15 protein-coding genes are annotated in these 15,673 nt (G+C 69.6%); 3 read left to right on the top strand and 12 right to left on the bottom strand.

Translation table 11 applies throughout. The features are described from left to right. Nucleotides 1-5: 5 nt before the first annotated feature. Entirely contained in the window at nt 6-974 is a 969-nt protein-coding gene (locus tag QM619_RS10740) for a 2-hydroxyacid dehydrogenase (protein WP_415108057.1), read from the top strand. A 121-nt stretch (nt 975-1,095) separates the two neighbouring features. Here the strand turns inward: QM619_RS10740 and QM619_RS10735 are convergent, their stop codons facing one another. Further along, the gene (locus QM619_RS10735; protein WP_415108055.1) at nt 1,096-1,434 is read right to left on the bottom strand and encodes a P-II family nitrogen regulator; all 339 of its coding nucleotides are present in this window, start codon (nt 1,432-1,434) and stop codon (nt 1,096-1,098) included. Continuing rightward, entirely contained in the window at nt 1,431-2,807 is a 1,377-nt protein-coding gene (locus QM619_RS10730) for an ammonium transporter (protein WP_415108052.1), read from the bottom strand. Before QM619_RS10730 ends, QM619_RS10735 begins: the two co-directional genes overlap by 4 nt. Nucleotides 2,808-3,042: 235 nt before the next feature. Between QM619_RS10730 and hpf the strand changes: the two genes are divergently transcribed. Next, nucleotides 3,043-3,666, top strand: a complete 624-nt coding sequence (gene hpf / locus QM619_RS10725; RefSeq protein WP_415108049.1) for a ribosome hibernation-promoting factor, HPF/YfiA family — start codon at nt 3,043-3,045, stop codon at nt 3,664-3,666. 264 nt (nt 3,667-3,930) lie between these two features. Here the strand turns inward: hpf and QM619_RS10720 are convergent, their stop codons facing one another. From QM619_RS10720 to QM619_RS10700, 5 genes are all read right to left on the bottom strand, one after another. Next, nucleotides 3,931-4,623, bottom strand: a complete 693-nt coding sequence (locus QM619_RS10720; protein WP_415108046.1) for a ComF family protein — start codon at nt 4,621-4,623, stop codon at nt 3,931-3,933. Nucleotides 4,624-4,746: 123 nt separating this feature from the next. Then, nucleotides 4,747-6,441 carry an LpqB family beta-propeller domain-containing protein gene (locus tag QM619_RS10715; protein WP_415108044.1) on the bottom strand — a complete coding sequence of 565 codons (1,695 nt, stop codon included), beginning with the start codon at nt 6,439-6,441 and terminating at the stop codon, nt 4,747-4,749. Then, nucleotides 6,438-7,988 carry an MtrAB system histidine kinase MtrB gene (gene mtrB / locus QM619_RS10710; protein WP_415108041.1) on the bottom strand — a complete coding sequence of 517 codons (1,551 nt, stop codon included), beginning with the start codon at nt 7,986-7,988 and terminating at the stop codon, nt 6,438-6,440. The genes QM619_RS10715 and mtrB overlap by 4 nt, the downstream gene beginning before the upstream one ends. Further along, the gene (gene mtrA / locus QM619_RS10705) at nt 7,985-8,683 is read right to left on the bottom strand and encodes an MtrAB system response regulator MtrA (protein WP_415108038.1); all 699 of its coding nucleotides are present in this window, start codon (nt 8,681-8,683) and stop codon (nt 7,985-7,987) included. Before mtrA ends, mtrB begins: the two co-directional genes overlap by 4 nt. 56 nt (nt 8,684-8,739) lie before the next feature. After that, on the bottom strand, nt 8,740-9,300 hold the full coding sequence (locus QM619_RS10700; RefSeq protein WP_415108035.1) for a YqgE/AlgH family protein: 561 nt from the start codon (nt 9,298-9,300) through the stop codon (nt 8,740-8,742). Nucleotides 9,301-9,674: 374 nt separating this feature from the next. Here QM619_RS10700 and QM619_RS10695 point away from each other — a divergent pair, with 374 nt between their 5' ends. Beyond that, nucleotides 9,675-12,344, top strand: coding sequence for a PEP/pyruvate-binding domain-containing protein (locus QM619_RS10695; RefSeq protein WP_415108032.1), 2,670 nt, complete (start codon nt 9,675-9,677; stop codon nt 12,342-12,344). 88 nt (nt 12,345-12,432) lie between these two features. Here QM619_RS10695 and QM619_RS10690 read toward each other — a convergent pair whose 3' ends face one another. The 5 genes from QM619_RS10690 to QM619_RS10670 all read right to left on the bottom strand — a co-directional run bounded on the left by QM619_RS10690 (nt 12,433) and on the right by QM619_RS10670 (nt 15,576). Continuing rightward, nucleotides 12,433-13,050: a histidine phosphatase family protein gene (locus QM619_RS10690; RefSeq protein ID WP_415108030.1), complete on the bottom strand. Its 618-nt coding sequence runs from the start codon at nt 13,048-13,050 to the stop codon at nt 12,433-12,435. Next, nucleotides 13,047-13,469, bottom strand: coding sequence for a ribosome silencing factor (gene rsfS / locus QM619_RS10685; protein WP_415108027.1), 423 nt, complete (start codon nt 13,467-13,469; stop codon nt 13,047-13,049). Before rsfS ends, QM619_RS10690 begins: the two co-directional genes overlap by 4 nt. A 13-nt stretch (nt 13,470-13,482) precedes the next feature. Continuing rightward, nucleotides 13,483-14,115 (bottom strand): nicotinate-nucleotide adenylyltransferase, encoded by a 633-nt coding sequence (gene nadD, locus QM619_RS10680; RefSeq protein ID WP_415108024.1) that lies wholly within the window; start codon nt 14,113-14,115, stop codon nt 13,483-13,485. Continuing rightward, nucleotides 14,115-14,249 (bottom strand): hypothetical protein, encoded by a 135-nt coding sequence (locus QM619_RS10675; protein ID WP_415108021.1) that lies wholly within the window; start codon nt 14,247-14,249, stop codon nt 14,115-14,117. Before QM619_RS10675 ends, nadD begins: the two co-directional genes overlap by 1 nt. 85 nt (nt 14,250-14,334) lie before the next feature. Beyond that, nucleotides 14,335-15,576 (bottom strand): glutamate-5-semialdehyde dehydrogenase, encoded by a 1,242-nt coding sequence (locus tag QM619_RS10670; protein WP_415108018.1) that lies wholly within the window; start codon nt 15,574-15,576, stop codon nt 14,335-14,337. Nucleotides 15,577-15,673 lie beyond the last annotated feature (97 nt).

Here is a 15,673-nt window from a genome sequence, read left to right as displayed (position 1 = left end):
CCCTGATGCCTGCTGGCCATCTGTACGTCGCCCGACGACTCACCGACACGGTGATGGACGAGTTGCCCGCGCTCGGACTGGAACTGACGGTCGGCGAGGTGGCTCCCCCATCGCCGGAGCGGATGCTGGCCGACATCGTCGGCGCGGCGGCCGCGATCGTCACCCTCACCGAGCGGATCGACGCCGCATTCTTCGACGCCGCCGGCCCCCAGTTGCGGGTGGTCGCCAACGTCGCGGTGGGCTTCGACAACATCGACCTGGCCGAGGCCAAGCGGCACGGCGTGGTGATCACCAACACCCCCGGCGTGCTGGACGAGGCAACCGCGGACCACACCCTCGCGATGCTGCTGGCGATCACCCGCCGGGTGGTCGAGGCCGACCGCTTCGCCCGCTCGGGCGAACCGTGGATCTGGGGCCCAACCATGCTGGTCGGCCTCGACATCAGCGCCGGCGCGACGCTGGGCATCATCGGCCTCGGCCGGATCGGACGCGCCGTCGCCCGCCGCGCGCAGGCCTTCGGGATGCGAGTGATCGCCAGCCATCCCCGACTCCAGGTCGGCACCCAACTCGACAAGGTCGAGATCGTCGATCAAGCGGAACTGCTGGCGACGTCCGATGTGGTGACCCTGCACGTCCCGCTGCGACCGGACACCCGGCACCTGATCGATGCGGACGCGCTGGCGTCCATGAAACCCGGCGCGTACCTGCTCAACGCCGCCCGCGGCGGCATCGTCGACGAGACGGCCCTGATCGCAGCGCTGCGCAGCGGCCACCTGGCCGGTGCCGCGCTGGACACCTTCGAGGGCGAACCCGTGATCAACCCGGCCTTGCGCGAACTCGACAACGTGGTGCTGCAACCCCACATCGGCAGCGCCGGCGGCACCACCCGCGACAACATGTGCCAGCTCGCCGTCCGCAACGTCGCACGGGTGCTGGCCGGTGAGCCCCCGGAGACCCCCGTCCCGCTCCCCTAACCCACCTGAACCGACCCTGAACCAAGTCCCGGAGGCGCGGAAACGGGGCTCCGAGCGAACTCGGAGCCCCGTCTTCCACCACGCTTTCGCGGGGTCCCCCCAGGCTTGTTGGTTCCGACGATCAGACGGCGGCGAGGCCGCTTTCGCCGGTGCGGACGCGGACGACGTTCTCGACCGGGACCACCCAGACCTTGCCGTCGCCGACCGATCCGGTGCGGGCCGCGCCGGCGATCACCTGGACAACCTCTTCGACCTCCGGATCGTCGACCAGGATCTCCAGGCGCACCTTGACGATGAAGTCGATGGTGTATTCCTCGCCGCGGTAGACCTCGACGTGGCCCTGCTGACGTCCGTAGCCGGACACCTCGCTGATGGTCATGCCGCCCACGCCGTGGCGGACGAGCGCCTTCTGGGTCCGTTCCAGCATCTCGGGCTGGATGATTGCGGTTACCAGCTTCACTTCGAAGCTCCCGTCTTATCGGTTTCTGGGAAGTCGTCCTTGGTCAGCACCAGCGTGTGCCCGACCCGGCTGGAGTAGTAGACCGGGCTCAGGTCGTAGCCGGCCTCGCTGTGCTCGGCCAGGTCGATGCCGCCGAGCTCATCGGAGGTGGAGACCCGCCAGCCGACGGTGTGCTTGACCACCAGGGCGATCAGGTAGCTCATCACGAACGAGAACGCCATCACCGCGAACGCACCCACCGCCTGCCGCCACAGCTGATCGAAACCGCCGCCGTAGAACAGTCCGGCAACCGGCTCGGTCGTGTCGGGGTTGGCCAGGTAGGACGCCGCCGGGTCGGCCAGGAAGCCGATCAGCAGGGTGCCGACCAGACCGCCGACCAGGTGGACGCCGACCACGTCGAGCGAGTCGTCGAAGCCGAGCTTGTACTTCAAGCCGACCGCGTAGGCGCAGGCCACGCCGGCCACCAGACCGAGGACGATGGCGCCGATCGGGCTCACCGCACCGGCCGCCGGGGTGATCCCGACCAGGCCCGCGACGATTCCGGACGCCGCGCCCAGCGAGGTCGGATGCCCGTCCCGCAGCTTCTCCACGATCAGCCAGCCGAGCATCGCGGCCGCCGTGGCGGCGAGCGTGTTCACCCAGGCCAGGCTGGCCAGCCCGTTGGCGGCGACGGCGGAACCGGCGTTGAAGCCGAACCAGCCGAACCAGAGCAGAGCGGCACCGAGCATCACCAGGGTCATGTTGTGCGGCCGCATCGGCTTGGTGCCGAAGCCGATCCGCGGTCCGACCACCAGGGCCAGGGCCAGGGCCGCGGTGCCTGCGTTGATGTGGATCGCCGTGCCGCCGGCGAAGTCGACGGCCTTGATCTGGTTGGCGATCCAGCCGCCCACCACACCCGCGTCCTCGTTGCTGAAGGCGAACACCCAGTGCGCGGCCGGGAAGTAGACCAGGGTGCCCCAGAGGACGGCGAACAGCGTCCAGCCGCCGAAGGACGCGCGGTCGGCGATCGCGCCGGAGACGAGTGCGACGGTGATGATCGCGAAGCAGGCCTGGAAGGCGACGAACGCCAGGGCGGGGTAGCTGGCCTCGGGATCGTTGGTGAGCAGACTCTCCAGTCCGGCGAACTCGAGCGGGTTGCCGATGATGCCGGCCCCGCCGACGGAGTTGCCGAAGGCCATGCTGTATCCGAAGAGCACCCACAGGACGCCGATGACGCCCATGGAGATGAAGCTCATCATCATCATGTTCAAGACGCCCTTGGCACGAACCATGCCACCATAGAAGAAGGCGAGACCAGGGGTCATGAGCAGCACCAAGGCGGCACTGATCAGGATCCAGGCGGTGTCGCCGGAGTTGAGCTCTAACAGGGTCATGCGGCAACCATCGCCCTGCGGTGTTTCGCCCACGTTCGAGCCCGGTTACGCCCCGATTTCAGGATGTTACAGCTGCATTGCCGACGCACAGGAAAGAGCCTGGTAAACCTCAGGTCGCGCCAGTAGGTTGGAGCCATGGCGCCAGGGCCACAGTACCCCGCATCCGGGGTGAAGCCGGGCGCCATTTGGGTTCCGCCCGGCTCGTTGAGCCGGGCCCGACGACCAGGAGGTTGCAGTGGACGTTCTCGTCACCGGCCGGCATTGCCAGATCAGCGACGACTTCCGTACGCGCGTGAGTGAGCGCCTGAGCGGAGTCGAAAAGCTGCGTGACAGGGTGATCCGGGTCGAGGTACAGGTATCGGCCAATCCGCATGCCCGACAACCCGACCAGGCCACATCGGTCGAAATCACGCTGCGCAGCCGTGGTCCCGTGGTGCGCGCCGAGGCCACCGCCGACGAGAAGCTGATCGCCTTCGAGCACGCCCTCGACCGCCTCAAGTCGCAGCTGCGCCGGGCGGCCGACCGCCGCAAGGTGCACCGCGGCTTGCGCGCCGGCCAGCAGTTCGGTGCGCCGCCGCCGGTGGCTGTGCCGCAGAAGGACGAGGACCGTCCCGAGATCCGCAAGATCGCCGGCCTGGAGGTTCATGGCGACGGGCCGCTGGTGGTCCGCGAGAAGCTGTTCAAGGCCACCCCGCTGACCCTGGCGCAGGCGCTGGACGAGATGGAACTGGTCGGCCACGACTTCTTCCTCTACGTGGACGCCGAGAGCGGCGCCCCGAGCGTCGTCTACCGTCGCCGGGCCTACGACTACGGCGTGATCCACCTCGAGGTGGAGACCGTCGCCGAGCAGAGCGCCTGATCCCGGACATCTCATCGTTGGTCGAGCTTGGCGAAACCCGTGGTCAGAGCCGGGTTCTCGACAAGCTCGACCAACGGCCGACGACATCCCGAGAGATCATCTGACGTGACGGCGTGAGATCCCGGAGCAAGTCGGAGCAAGTCCGGGGTCATGAATCCGGGATGACGAATAGCTCTCGTGACGACGCGACGGAGCCGCAAACCGTCATCCCGGCGAACGCCGGGATCTCAGTCGCCGCGGGTCACTCGACCAGCGATCCAATAGTCAGCGGACGGCGCGCGGGCGTCCGTCGAGGCGAGGTGTGGCCGCGATCACGCCTGCACCGAGCAGCCGATGGCCGACCGACTCCAGGGCATCCACCGCGGCAGCCAGGGTCGCGCCGGTGGTCACGATGTCGTCCAACAGCACGATCTGCGCGGGCTGGCTCGGCAGCGCCTCGATGCCGCCGCGCCTGTTGCTGGCCCGGTCCTCGACGCCGAGGCCTACCTGATCGCGGCTGCCGGAGGCCAGGGTCAGGTCGCGCCGGGCCTGGATGTCCAGGCCGAGCCGACCTAGCCGGCTCGCGGCACGGCGAGCCAGCAGCCAGGTGAGATCGAAGCCTCGCGCCGCGACCGTGGCCCGGCTCGACGGGATCGGCACCAGCATGACGGGGCCGCGCCGCCAGCGGTCGTGCACGACGGCGGCGACGCTGCCTTCGACCAGATCGCCCAGCAAGGGCACGAGGCCGAGGCCCTGCCGCTCCTTGCAGGCCAGGATCAGCGCCCGCAACTCGTCGGTATAGTCCCCGCGGGCCCAGATCGGAGTCACGCCGTTCCCGGCGTCCACTCGGCGCGGCACCAGTCCGCGGACGCTGTCGGCGCACGTCCGACAGCAGACCGGACCAGGCTGCCCGCAGGCGGCGCAACAACCGCCCCAGGCCAGGTCGGCCATGGCGTCGAGCAATGCACTCCACTTCATGACCTTGAGTGTGCCTCAGCGAATCGCCTGCGGCTATAGCTCCGGTCGAGCGATCCGGCGCCGGATCGAGTCGGATCAAGTCCGGGATGACGATGGAGGAGCTTTGATCAGCGCATCCTCAGCTCAGGGCAGGGCGACGGCGTCCACCTGATTCAGCCACGGCTCCCAGGTGAGGCCGCCGACGAACCGCCAGGTCTGCCCGTCCGGCCCACGGAGCACGGCCCGCCCGGACGACGCGGCCACCAACTGCACCAGCGCCGTGGCGTCGTTGGGACGCACCTCGGTCGCGACCGCGCCCTCGCTGTCGACGTTGATCACCCGCGCCGACGAACTGCCGCCCACCAGCACGAGCAGGCCGGCCGGCCCGGTCCAGCCGACATCGATCGGCGCCTGTCCGGTCGGCGCCCAGGCGGACGGGGCGAGCTCCCGCCAGCCGACGAAGCGGAAGCCTGCCGAGGTCCGGACGACGGCCGCCACGCCCAGGCTGGTCCGCCCCTGATTCTCGATCACCAGGGCGACCCGGACGCCGTCCGGCGCCGGTGCGAAGCTGCGGATCTGGCCGATCGGCAGCCCCTCGGTGCTCACCGGAACCTCCTGGTCGTCCTTGACCGCGCGCAGCCGCCGCCCGCGGGTCCGGTCCAGCAACGCCCAGAGCTCGCCCTGCCGAGTCCAGCGGACGCCGGTGGCCCGCTCCCCGGTCAGCTCAACCTTCGTGACGCCGTCCCGGACGACGACACTGCGCACCTCGGTGCCGTCATCGGTGACCAGGGCGACGACCTCGCCGTCAGTGCGGACGGCCAGCGCTCTCGGCGGTGCACCGGCACCCGGCAGCGGTCGGGGGGACGCGGTCGGATCGGCCCAGGCGGCGCGTTGCACGGTGCCCTGCCGAAGCAGGTAGACGCCGTCGTCCGGGTTCGCCGGAACCGGCGCGCCCTCGGCGAACTCGGCCGTGGTCAGCACCCCGTCGCGTCCGCCCAGCTCCCAGCTCACGCCGTGGCTGCGCACCCGCACGCCGGTCACACCCTTCAGCGAGGTCAACGACCAGACCAGTTCGGCAGCCAGCCGCCGGCGCCCGTCCATGTCCAAGGTGTCGGTGGCACCGGCGATGTCGACCGTCACCACCCCGCCGCTGCCGAGCGCCACCGCGGACGCCTGGAGGCCCGTGACCGGACGCCGATAGGCGGCAGAGGCCAGTGAGCTCGGCCCGCCGAGCACAGCCCGCACGGTCGCCGCCAGTCTTGGTTTGCCGATCTGCACGAACCGCGGATCGGGCACCAGCCAGTTGCCGGTGACGTCCCACAAGCAGACGTCGGCACGCACCCAGGTGCTGCCGAAGAGCGATTGCGAGACCAGCAGCCCGCGCGGCGGGCGGGAGATCCGCCACTGGCTCTCGGCGTCGCGAACCAGGCCGAAGTCGTGGTGGTAGACGGTGCCGCCGACGGTGAAGGAGCCCTGCGGGTCGAGGGTGCCGGCCAGCGGCGCAGTCAGCACCACGCCGGAGTCGCTGGCCTGCGGCGGATAGCCAGCGGCGTAGATCTCGACACCCGACTCGGGTTGCCACGCCTGGGCGGCGCCCGTGGTGAGGAACTGCCGGGCCACTGCGTAACCGGGCTGGTAGGTGGCCATGGCGTGCAGGAAGCCCTCGACGATCAGCCCCGGCGAAGCGCCCGGCGCGGGCGGCACGGGCGCGATGTCGACGCCGGGGTTGGCCTGCTGCTGCACCGGGGAATGCCGTTCGACCGGTCCGCTGGTCGGTACCGTCACACAGCCCGACAGCGCCAGCACGACGGTCAGCGCCACCACCGCCGCTCGCCTCACGCGGACACCTCGGCGTCATCCGGCATGACCGGCCAGGGGGACGAGATGACGTCGTCCCCGGCTTTGCGCGGCAAGGTCAGCCGGAACTGGGCACCCTGGCCGGGCCGTCCCCAAGCGTTCAGCCACCCGTGGTGCAGCGTGGCGTCACCCAATGCGATCGCCAACCCCAGCCCGCTGCCGCCCACCGTCCGGCGCCGGGCCGGATCGGCCCGCCAGAACCGGTTGAACACCTTGTGCGCCTCGGCGGCGCTGAACCCGACCCCGTGGTCGCGGACGGCGACCGCGACCGCGCTCTCGCCGCCGCGGACGTGCACGCTGACCGGGCGTCCCTCGCCGTGCTCGATGGCATTGGCGATCAGGTTGCGCAGAATGCGCCGGATCCGGCGCGGGTCGACCTCGGCCAGGCAGGGTTCCGCAGCGTCCAGCTGCAGCGGAATGCCGTACTGCTGGGCCAGCAGTTCCTGCGCGGCCAGCTCCTCGGCGGCGATCTGGGCCAGGTCCACCTCGTCCAGGCTCAACTCGGCCGCGCCGGCGTCGAACCGGCTGATCTCCAGCAGATCGGTCAACAGCTCCTCGAAACGGTCCAGCTCGGTGGACAGCAGCTCGGTGCTCCGGGTGGCCAGCGGATCGAACCCGTCGCGCTGGCCGTACAAGACGTCGGCCGCCATCCGGACCGTGGTCAACGGCGTCCGCAACTCGTGGGAGACGTCCGAGACGAACTGCTGCTGGACCCGCGACAGTTCCTCCATCTCGGTGATCTTGCGGTCCAGCTCGGTCGCCAGATGGTTCATCGACCGGGCCAGACCGGCCAGGTCGTCGGTGCCGCGGACGGCCATCCGGTCGTCCAGATGGCCGGCGGCGATGCTCTCGGCAGCCAGCCGGGCAGCGCGGATCGGACGCAACACCTGCAGCGCGATCATCCAGCCGGTTGCCACGACGCCGACCAGGACGATCAGGCCGGCGACCACCGTCGCCCGTTGCACGACCGCCAGGGTTTCGGCCTCGGGTTGCTGGGTGAACAGGAAGTAGACCGGGTAGCGGGTGCCGTCAGGTGCCGACAGGGCCGACCCGATCGCCAACCCGGGGACGGCGGGACGGGCGTCCGCGAACCGGATCTCGGTGGACGTGGAGTAGATGCCGTCGACGCCCTGCACCGCGCGCCGCAGCGAGTCGGGGACGCTGGCGTAGTCGATGCCGGCCGAACCGATGTCGGAGACCGGACCGGCCACCACCACGTAGTACTGGTTGCCGACCGAGCCGCGGTAGGCGGCGTCCCTGGCCAGCTGGGTGAGCCGCTCGTTGATGGACGCCGTGCGCGGGTTCAGGCTGCGCAGATCGCGCTGCATGCCATCCAGCACAACGGAGGCCTCGGCGAGACTCGCCTGGCGCTTGCCGGCGAGGATGCCACGGGAGGACTGGTCCATCAGGAACCACCCGGTGGCGGTCAGCACCGTCAACGCCGCGACCAGAGTGGTCACCACCACACGGAACGGCAACGAACGGGACCACAGTGTGCGTCCGGTTCGCGCGCTGCGCTGGTCGGTCATGGCGATTCGCGAGGCTCCCCGGCCCGGTAGCCGACGCCGCGCACGGTCACGATGATCTCGGGATGCTCCGGATCGTGCTCGATCTTGCTGCGCAGCCGCTGCACGTGCACATTGACCAGGCGCGTGTCGGAGGCATGCCGATAGCCCCAGACCTCCTGGAGCAAGAGTTCACGGCTGAAGGCGTGCCGCGGACGACGGGCCAACGCGAGCAGCAGGTCGAATTCGAGCGGAGTGAGCGCGATCTGCTCGGTGCCACGCCGCACGACGTGCTCGCGGACGCTGATCGTCAGATCGCCGATCGGCAGCACATCGGTATCCTCGGCGGGCACATGCCGGCGCAGCCGGGTGCGGATCCGGGCCAGCAGCTCCTTGACCTTGAACGGCTTCGCGACATAGTCGTCGGCCCCCGCCTCGAGGCCCTCGACCACGTCACGGGTGTCCGATTTCGCGGTCAGCATCACGATCGGGACGCCCGAGATGGTGCGGATCTCGCGACAGACGTCCACCCCGTCGCGACCTGGCAGCATCAGATCGAGCAGCACCAGATCGGGTCGATAGCGTTGAAAGGCCTCGACGGCCTGCAGGCCCGAGTTGCACCAAGAGGCGTCGAAACCATCGGCGCGAAGCACCAGTTGCAGCATTTCCGACAGAGCGACGTCATCGTCGACCACCAGGATGCGTTGCGTACGCTGCATGCCGTCCGACACAACACCCCCTTGTTCCGGACGCCCAACCGTGTTGGCAGTCTAAGTCAGTTCCGCTCGGGCGTGGAGGTCCAGGTCGACAAAAGGGCCAGGTCACCCCCCTGACGGCGCAACACGCGGCGCCACAAGGTATCCGGATCGCGGTCGTAGACATCGGTGTAGGTGGCCCGCACCACATGCCACCAGCCCTGCTCCAGCTCGTTCTCCAGCTGGCCGGGCGCCCACCCGGCGTAGCCGGCGAAGATCCGCAGATCGCGGTAGGCCCCCTCGGCGATCTCGACCGGGGTGTCGAGATGCAGCAGGCCGACGGCGTCGAACAACGACCGCCAACCCGGCGGCTCCTCGTCCGGCTTCTGCGGCGACGCCAGACAGATCGCCCCCTCCTGGGAGACCGGGCCGCCCTCGAACAGGACCCGTGGTTCGCTCACCAGCGGCGCCCACGCCGGCAACGCGCTGCGCAGATCGACGGACGCCTCGCGGTTCAGCACCACCCCGAGCGAGCCGGACTCGTCGGCGTCCAGCACCAACACGACGCTCTGATCGAAGACGCCGTCGCTGAGTTCCGTGCTGGCCACCAGCAGCACACCCGGAGTCGCCTCCCCGCTCATCACGCTCGCCTCCACATGACCCCAAGCATGCCATCGCGGTCCTGCTCGATACAGCGCCCAGCTGCTCGCCGGCCATACCAGAGAGATCCGTCGACGGAGTCGCCGAGTTGACGGCCTAGGCTTTTAGGGTGGGTGCCACTCCAGGCGATGCCTGGGTGCTGGGTTCGGGGGGTCTTTGACCTTCCGATCGGCCTTGTGGGAACCGGTCGGCTGGATTGTAGGCAGGCTGCAAGACCCCGAAACCACGCTGAAGAGCCACAATCAAGGCCGCCGGGCAACCCCGCGACCCCTCCAAGCATCCTCACCCGGACCAGCCCCAAGAGGAGACATTGATCAGCGCTTCCCCAACGAGCATGAGTATTAGACTCGAAGCCATGACCGAGTGTGTGTCACCTCTGGTCCTCCCGCTGAGCGAGATCTCCTCCACTGATCTGCCCATCGCCGGTGGCAAGGGCGCAAACCTTGGCGAACTGCTCGGGGCCGGCTTCCCGGTGCCGGACGGTTTCGTCGTTACCACCGCCGGCTACGACACCTTCGTCGCCGCCAACGACCTGGACGCCCGACTCGCGGCCGCCGCCTCGCCGGACGCCATCGCGGCGCTGTTCCGGGACGCCACGATGCCCGCCGACATCGCGGACGCCGTGACCGAGGGCTACCGTCGGCTCGGCGAAGGGGCGGTGGCGGTCCGGTCGTCGGCCACCGCCGAGGACCTGCCCGGAGCCAGCTTTGCCGGGCAGCAGGACACCTACCTCAACATTGCCGGCACCGATCAGGTGCTTTACGCCGTCCTGCGCTGCTGGGCGTCCCTGTGGAACGAGCGCGCCGTCGCGTATCGCGAGCGCGCTCGTCACGACGACGCGGCCGGGCTGAGCATCGCGGTCGTGGTGCAGCGCCTGGTGCCCGCCGAGGTCGCTGGGGTCATGTTCACCGCCAACCCGGCCAACGGACGCCGCGAGCAGACCGTGATCACCGCCGCCTGGGGACTGGGCGAGGCGATCGTCGGCGGGCTTGTCGAGCCCGACGAGTATGTGGTCGATCGCGGCCGGTCGGAGCCCCTCGCATCCCGGCGGATCGCCGAGAAGAAGGTGATGACGGTGCGCACAGACGGCGGCTCCGAGCAGGTCGCCACGCCGGCGTCCGAGGCGCGCCGGGCCACCCTCAGCGACGCCCAGGTGCTGGAGCTGGCAGCCCTGGGTGAGCGCGTCCAGAACCATTTCGGCTGCCCACAGGACATCGAATGGACCCTCGCCGACGACATCTTCCAGCTGGTGCAGGCCCGTCCGATCACCGCGCTGCCCGAACCGATCGGCGACATGCCCACGCAGTGGCCACTCCCCCGCCCGGACAGCATGTACTTCCGGGCCAGCATCGTCGAGCAGCTGCCCGACCCGTTGACGCCGCTGTTCGCCGACCTGATCCGGGTCGCCGTGCCGCTCGGGCTGGACCGTCTGATGGCCAGCTTCGCCGAGAGCCTGGTCGGCCTGGACATGGACTTCCCGACCATCAACGGGTATGCCTACTACGACTACAGCCGCAAGGCGATGAAGCGGCTGATCGGACTGACCCCGGCCGCCTTCAAGATCATCGCTCATCACGATGTCGTGCTGCAGCGCTGGCGCGACCATGCCCTGCCCGACTACCAGGCCGCGGTCGCCCGCTGGGTCGATCGCGATCCGGCGACCTTGCCGGCCACCGAACTGATGGCCGCGGTACGTGAGCTGCTGGCCGCGGCCTGCGTCTACTACAGCAATGTGCAGATGGTGATCCCGGTGGCGGCCACCAGCGAGCTGACCTGGACCGGCCTCTACAACGCGCTGCTGCGTCGCGAGGGCGACCCGCAGGCGTCCGACTTCCTGCTCGGATTCGACTCGACCCCGCTACGCGCCGAGAAGTCCCTGCACGCCCTGGGCACCTGGTGCCGGACCATCCCCGGCTTGGCCGACGCGCTCGACAGCATCGTCGCGAAAGACGTCCTCACCACCACCCCGGCCGGCGTCGCCGCGGACGACTGGGCGACGTTCACCACCCGGCTGCGCGACCATCTGGGCGAGTTCGGCCACACCATCTACAACCTCGACTTCGCCAACCCGGTACCCGCCGATGACCCGACGCCCGTAATCGAAGCCCTCAAGCACGCCATCGCCGGACGCGGTGCCGACTCCGCCCAGCGCCAACGCGAGATGACCGATCGCCGCGACCATCTCACCCTCGACTTGACGTCGAGACTCGACCCGATCCGGCACCGGGCGGCGTCCGCCAGCCTGAAGGCGGCGCAGCAGTGGGCACCGATCCGCGAGGACGCCCTGGCCGCGATGGGCCTGGCCTGGCCGACGATCCGTCGGCTGCTGCGCGAACTCGGTGGACGCCTCGCGGGTGTGGGCGCCGTTGCCCGGCCCGACGACGTGTTCTGGCTCACCGCCGCCGAGGTGGACGCCGCGTCCGCGGCCCTCGACGGCGGTGCCGACCGACTCGACGATCGCAGCGCGGACGTCGAGCAGCGCCGCCGGGAGTGGCGCGGCCGGCAGCTGGCCACGCCGCCGCAGTACCTGCCGGTGTCCGGCTGGGTCAGCTGGATGAACAGTATGATGCCGGCCCACGAAGGCGAGCAGACCGGTCCGGTGCTGAAGGGCACCGGCGGCTCCGGCGGACGGGTCACCGCCCCGGCCCGTGTGCTCGCCGGAGCAGACGATTTCGCCGCCTTCCAGCCCGGCGAGATCCTGGTCGCCTCGATCACCACCCCTGCCTATACGCCGCTGTTCGCCCTTGCCGCCGGCGTGGTGACCGACATCGGCGGCGTGCTTAGCCACGGCTCGATCGTGGCCCGCGAGTACGGCATCCCGGCCGTGCTCGGTACCGGCAACGCCACCAAGCGGATCCGCACCGGCGACATGATCACCGTGGACGGCGGCACCGGCACCGTCCGGCTGGACGGATCGGACGAACCCGAGCCGAGTGGACGTCGCCTCCCATCTTGGCTGCCCTGGGCCATCGGCACGACGGCCGCCACCGCGGTGGTGGTGTGGCGGCGACGACACAAGAGCTAGCCCCGGCCGCTCGTCGAGACCCTAGCCAAGCCGGATTTCGACAGGCTCAATCCTCGATGAGCAAACTGGCCGAGATCCCGGATCGAAGTCAGGCCCCGTCCGCGACATTGTTATAGGAGACCAGCCGCCAGCTCTCGCCGCCCGGCTGCAGCACCGACCAGGAGGCGTTCCACAACCCGCCCAGGGTCAGGTTGTGGGCATAGTCGAGGCCGAGCAGGAACACCATCGCCACCCGAAGGGCGAAACCGTGGCCGACGGCGACGACCGTGGAGCCGTCCGGGCTGCTCTCGGCGATATCCAGCAGTGCCTCGGCGACCCGTGCCCCGGCCTGGGCGCCGGTCTCACCGGTCGCCGAGCGGCGGGCGTCCCGGCCGGCCCGCAGATCGGCCGCGAAGTCGGGGTGGGCGGCGAACACCTCGTCGTTGGTCATGCCGACCCAGTCGCCGACGTTGATCTCTTGCAGGCGTGGCTCGACCTCGACCACCAGGCCGGTGCGGCGCGCCAGCTCCCAGGCCGTGTCGCTGGCCCGGCTGAGATCGGAGGAGACGATCCGGGCCGGTTGCAGCGCGGCGATCCGGACCGCCGCGGCGCGCGCCTGATCACGACCCTTGGGGTTCAGCGCGACGTCCGCCTGGCCCTGATAGCGACCCTCGGCATTCCAGGCGGTCTCGCCGTGGCGCCAGGCCACGACCCGTGCCGCGGTCACAACTCCACGCGCGAGGTCTCGGCCGACTCCGGACGGCCGGCGGCCGCGTCCACCAACTCGGCGGGGGCTTCCAGGGAGATCCGCGGGCAGTCGCGCCACAGCCGTTCCAACGCGTACAGGGCCCGCTCTTCGGCATGCATCACGTGCACCACCAGGTCGATGAAGTCGAGCAGCACCCAGCGGTTCTCGCCGTGCCCCTCGCGCCGCGCCGGCTTGGCGCCCTCGATCAGCAGCGCCTCTTCGACAGCGTCCACAATGGCGCCGACCTGGCGCTCGTTGGACGCGCTGACGATCAGGAAGATGTCCGTGATCGCCAGCGGTTCGGACACATCGAAGGCCACCAGATCGCTTCCCAGCTTGTCGGACGCCGCGCGTGCGGCGACACGGGTGAGGGCGATCGCGTGGTCTGTTGCAGTCATCTGGCTCCCAGGTCTAGCGGTAGAGGCCTCGTTTGGCGATGTACTGGACGATACCGTCCGGCACCAGGTACCAGATCGGCAGTTGCTCCTTGACCCGATTGCGGCAGTCGGTGGACGAGATCGCCAGTGCCGGCACCTCGAGCAAGGTCACCTTGTCGGGCGGCAGGTGGTCGATGTCGTGCTCACCCAGCGTGGTGCCGGGTCGGCTGACTCCGACGAAGTGCGCCAACTCGAACAGCTCCAGGACACCGTGCCAGGTCAGGATCTGGCTGAGCGCGTCCGCACCGGTGATGAAGAACAGGTCGACGTCCTCGCCGTAGTGGCGGCGCAGATCGCGCAGTGTGTCGAGGGTGTAGGTGGAGCCCGGCCGGTCGATGTCGACCCGGCTCACCGAGAAACGCGGGTTGGACGCCGTCGCGATGGTTGTCATCAGGTACCGGTCTTCGGCCACCGACACCTCGCGGTCGGCCTTCTGCCAGGGTTCCCCGGTGGGCACGAAGACGACCTCGTCGAGAGCGAATTTGGCGGCCACCTCGCTGGCGGCCACCAGGTGTCCATGATGGATCGGGTCGAACGTGCCGCCCATCACACCCAGCCGACGATGCCTGGAACCGTCATCGGCCCAGGCAATCCCGGTATTGGTCATCAGCTATGCGGATGACTCTTACCGACACCCCAGACGACGCGCAGACCGATCATCAGCATCAGGAAGATCGTTCCCCCGACGAACCACGGCAGGTTCGGGTCATGCGCCGCCGCCGTCTCCAGTAGAAAACCCATGCGCGGATCTTAACGGGCAGCAGCGGTTCCGGCCACCATCGCCGCCTGTGGCGGGCATGTTTGCCGCCGACTCGTTCGACGGACGTCAGCCGCGGGTCTGGCCCTCGCCGGTGACCACGTACTTCGACGAGGTCATCTCGGCCAGACCCATCGGGCCACGGGCGTGCAGCTTCTGGGTGGAGATGCCGATCTCGGCACCGAAGCCGAACTCACCGCCGTCCACGAACCGCGACGACGCGTTGACCAGCACCGCGGCGGCGTCCACCTCGGCCACGAAGCGGTTCGCCGCGGTCCGGTCGTTGGTGACGATGGTCTCCGAGTGCCCGGTGGTGTGCGCGCGGATGTGCTCGATGGCGTCGCTCACCGAGCCGACCACGTCGGCGGCGATGTCCAGCGACAGGTATTCGCCGTCGAACTCGTCCGGACCGGCCGGCACCACGGCGTCCGAATAGCCCCGGACGGCGTCCGTGCCGTGCACCGTCACCCCTTGTCCGGCCAGCGCGGCGAGTGCCTTCGGCAGGAATTCGTCGGCGATCGCGGCGTGCACCAGTAGGGTCTCGGCGGCGTTGCAGACGCTGGGCCGCTGCACCTTCGCGTTGAGCAGAATGTCCAGTGCCATCTCCTGGTCGGCGGTGGCGTCGACGAAGATGTGGCAGTTGCCGGTGCCGGTCTCGATCACCGGCACCTTGCTGCCGTTCACCACGGCGTTGATCAGCCCGGCTCCCCCACGCGGGATCAGCACGTCGACCAGGCCGCGGGCGGCCATCATCTCCTCGGTCACCTCGCGTCCGCCCTCGACGAGCTGGACGGCGTCCACCGGCAACCCAGAGGCCGCCAGGCCGGCCCGCAGCGCGGTCACCACCGCCCGGTTCGACTCCAGCGCCGACGACGAACCGCGCAGCAGCGCGGCATTACCCGACTTGACGCAAATGCCGGCGGCATCGGCCGTCACATTCGGCCGGGCCTCGTAGATGATGCCGACCACGCCGAACGGCACCCGCACCTGACGCACCTGGACACCGTTGGCGTTGGTCCAGCCGCGGACCACGTCGCCGATCGGATCGGGCAGACCGGCCAGGTCGCGCAGTCCGCCGACCATGCCGTCGATCCGCTGCGGGTTGAGCCGCAGCCGGTCGATCAGCGCCTCGGAGGTTCCCTCGGCGCGGGCCCGGTCGACATCGCGACGGTTGGCCTCCAGCACCGCTTGTTCCGCGTCGGCCAGCGCGTCCGCCATGGCGTGCAGGGCGGCGTCCTTGGCCGCGCGGTTCAGGGTGGCCAGCGCGATGCTGGCCTGCTTGGCGTCCCGTGCCTGATCGATGAAGCTCACCGCGGCAGAATATCCGCCGCCAGACGCCGGTGAGTGCCACCCGGATGCCGACCGGGAACCCTGGTAGTCGGGCATCAGTCTGAAATCGACCCCAGAG

This window comes from Micropruina sp., assembly GCF_047606665.1.
Taxonomy (GTDB): domain Bacteria; phylum Actinomycetota; class Actinomycetes; order Propionibacteriales; family Propionibacteriaceae; genus Micropruina.
The sequence above is the reverse complement of the archived record's forward strand: the minus strand, read 5'-3'. Positions and strand labels throughout refer to the sequence as shown.

Bases quoted from the DNA above. Each gene is read 5' to 3' on its own strand.
- QM619_RS10740 (WP_415108057.1), top strand. From the start codon at position 6: ATGCCTGCTGGCCATCTGTACGTCGCCCGACGACTCACCGACACGGTG.
- QM619_RS10730 (WP_415108052.1), bottom strand. From the start codon at position 2,807: ATGACCCTGTTAGAGCTCAACTCCGGCGACACCGCCTGGATCCTGATC.
- QM619_RS10720 (WP_415108046.1), bottom strand. From the start codon at position 4,623: ATGAAGTGGAGTGCATTGCTCGACGCCATGGCCGACCTGGCCTGGGGC.
- mtrB (WP_415108041.1), bottom strand. From the start codon at position 7,988: ATGACCGACCAGCGCAGCGCGCGAACCGGACGCACACTGTGGTCCCGT.
- mtrA (WP_415108038.1), bottom strand. From the start codon at position 8,683: ATGCAGCGTACGCAACGCATCCTGGTGGTCGACGATGACGTCGCTCTG.
- QM619_RS10700 (WP_415108035.1), bottom strand. From the start codon at position 9,300: ATGAGCGGGGAGGCGACTCCGGGTGTGCTGCTGGTGGCCAGCACGGAA.
- QM619_RS10695 (WP_415108032.1), top strand. From the start codon at position 9,675: ATGACCGAGTGTGTGTCACCTCTGGTCCTCCCGCTGAGCGAGATCTCC.
- rsfS (WP_415108027.1), bottom strand. From the start codon at position 13,469: ATGACTGCAACAGACCACGCGATCGCCCTCACCCGTGTCGCCGCACGC.
- nadD (WP_415108024.1), bottom strand. From the start codon at position 14,115: ATGACCAATACCGGGATTGCCTGGGCCGATGACGGTTCCAGGCATCGT.
- QM619_RS10675 (WP_415108021.1), bottom strand. From the start codon at position 14,249: ATGGGTTTTCTACTGGAGACGGCGGCGGCGCATGACCCGAACCTGCCG.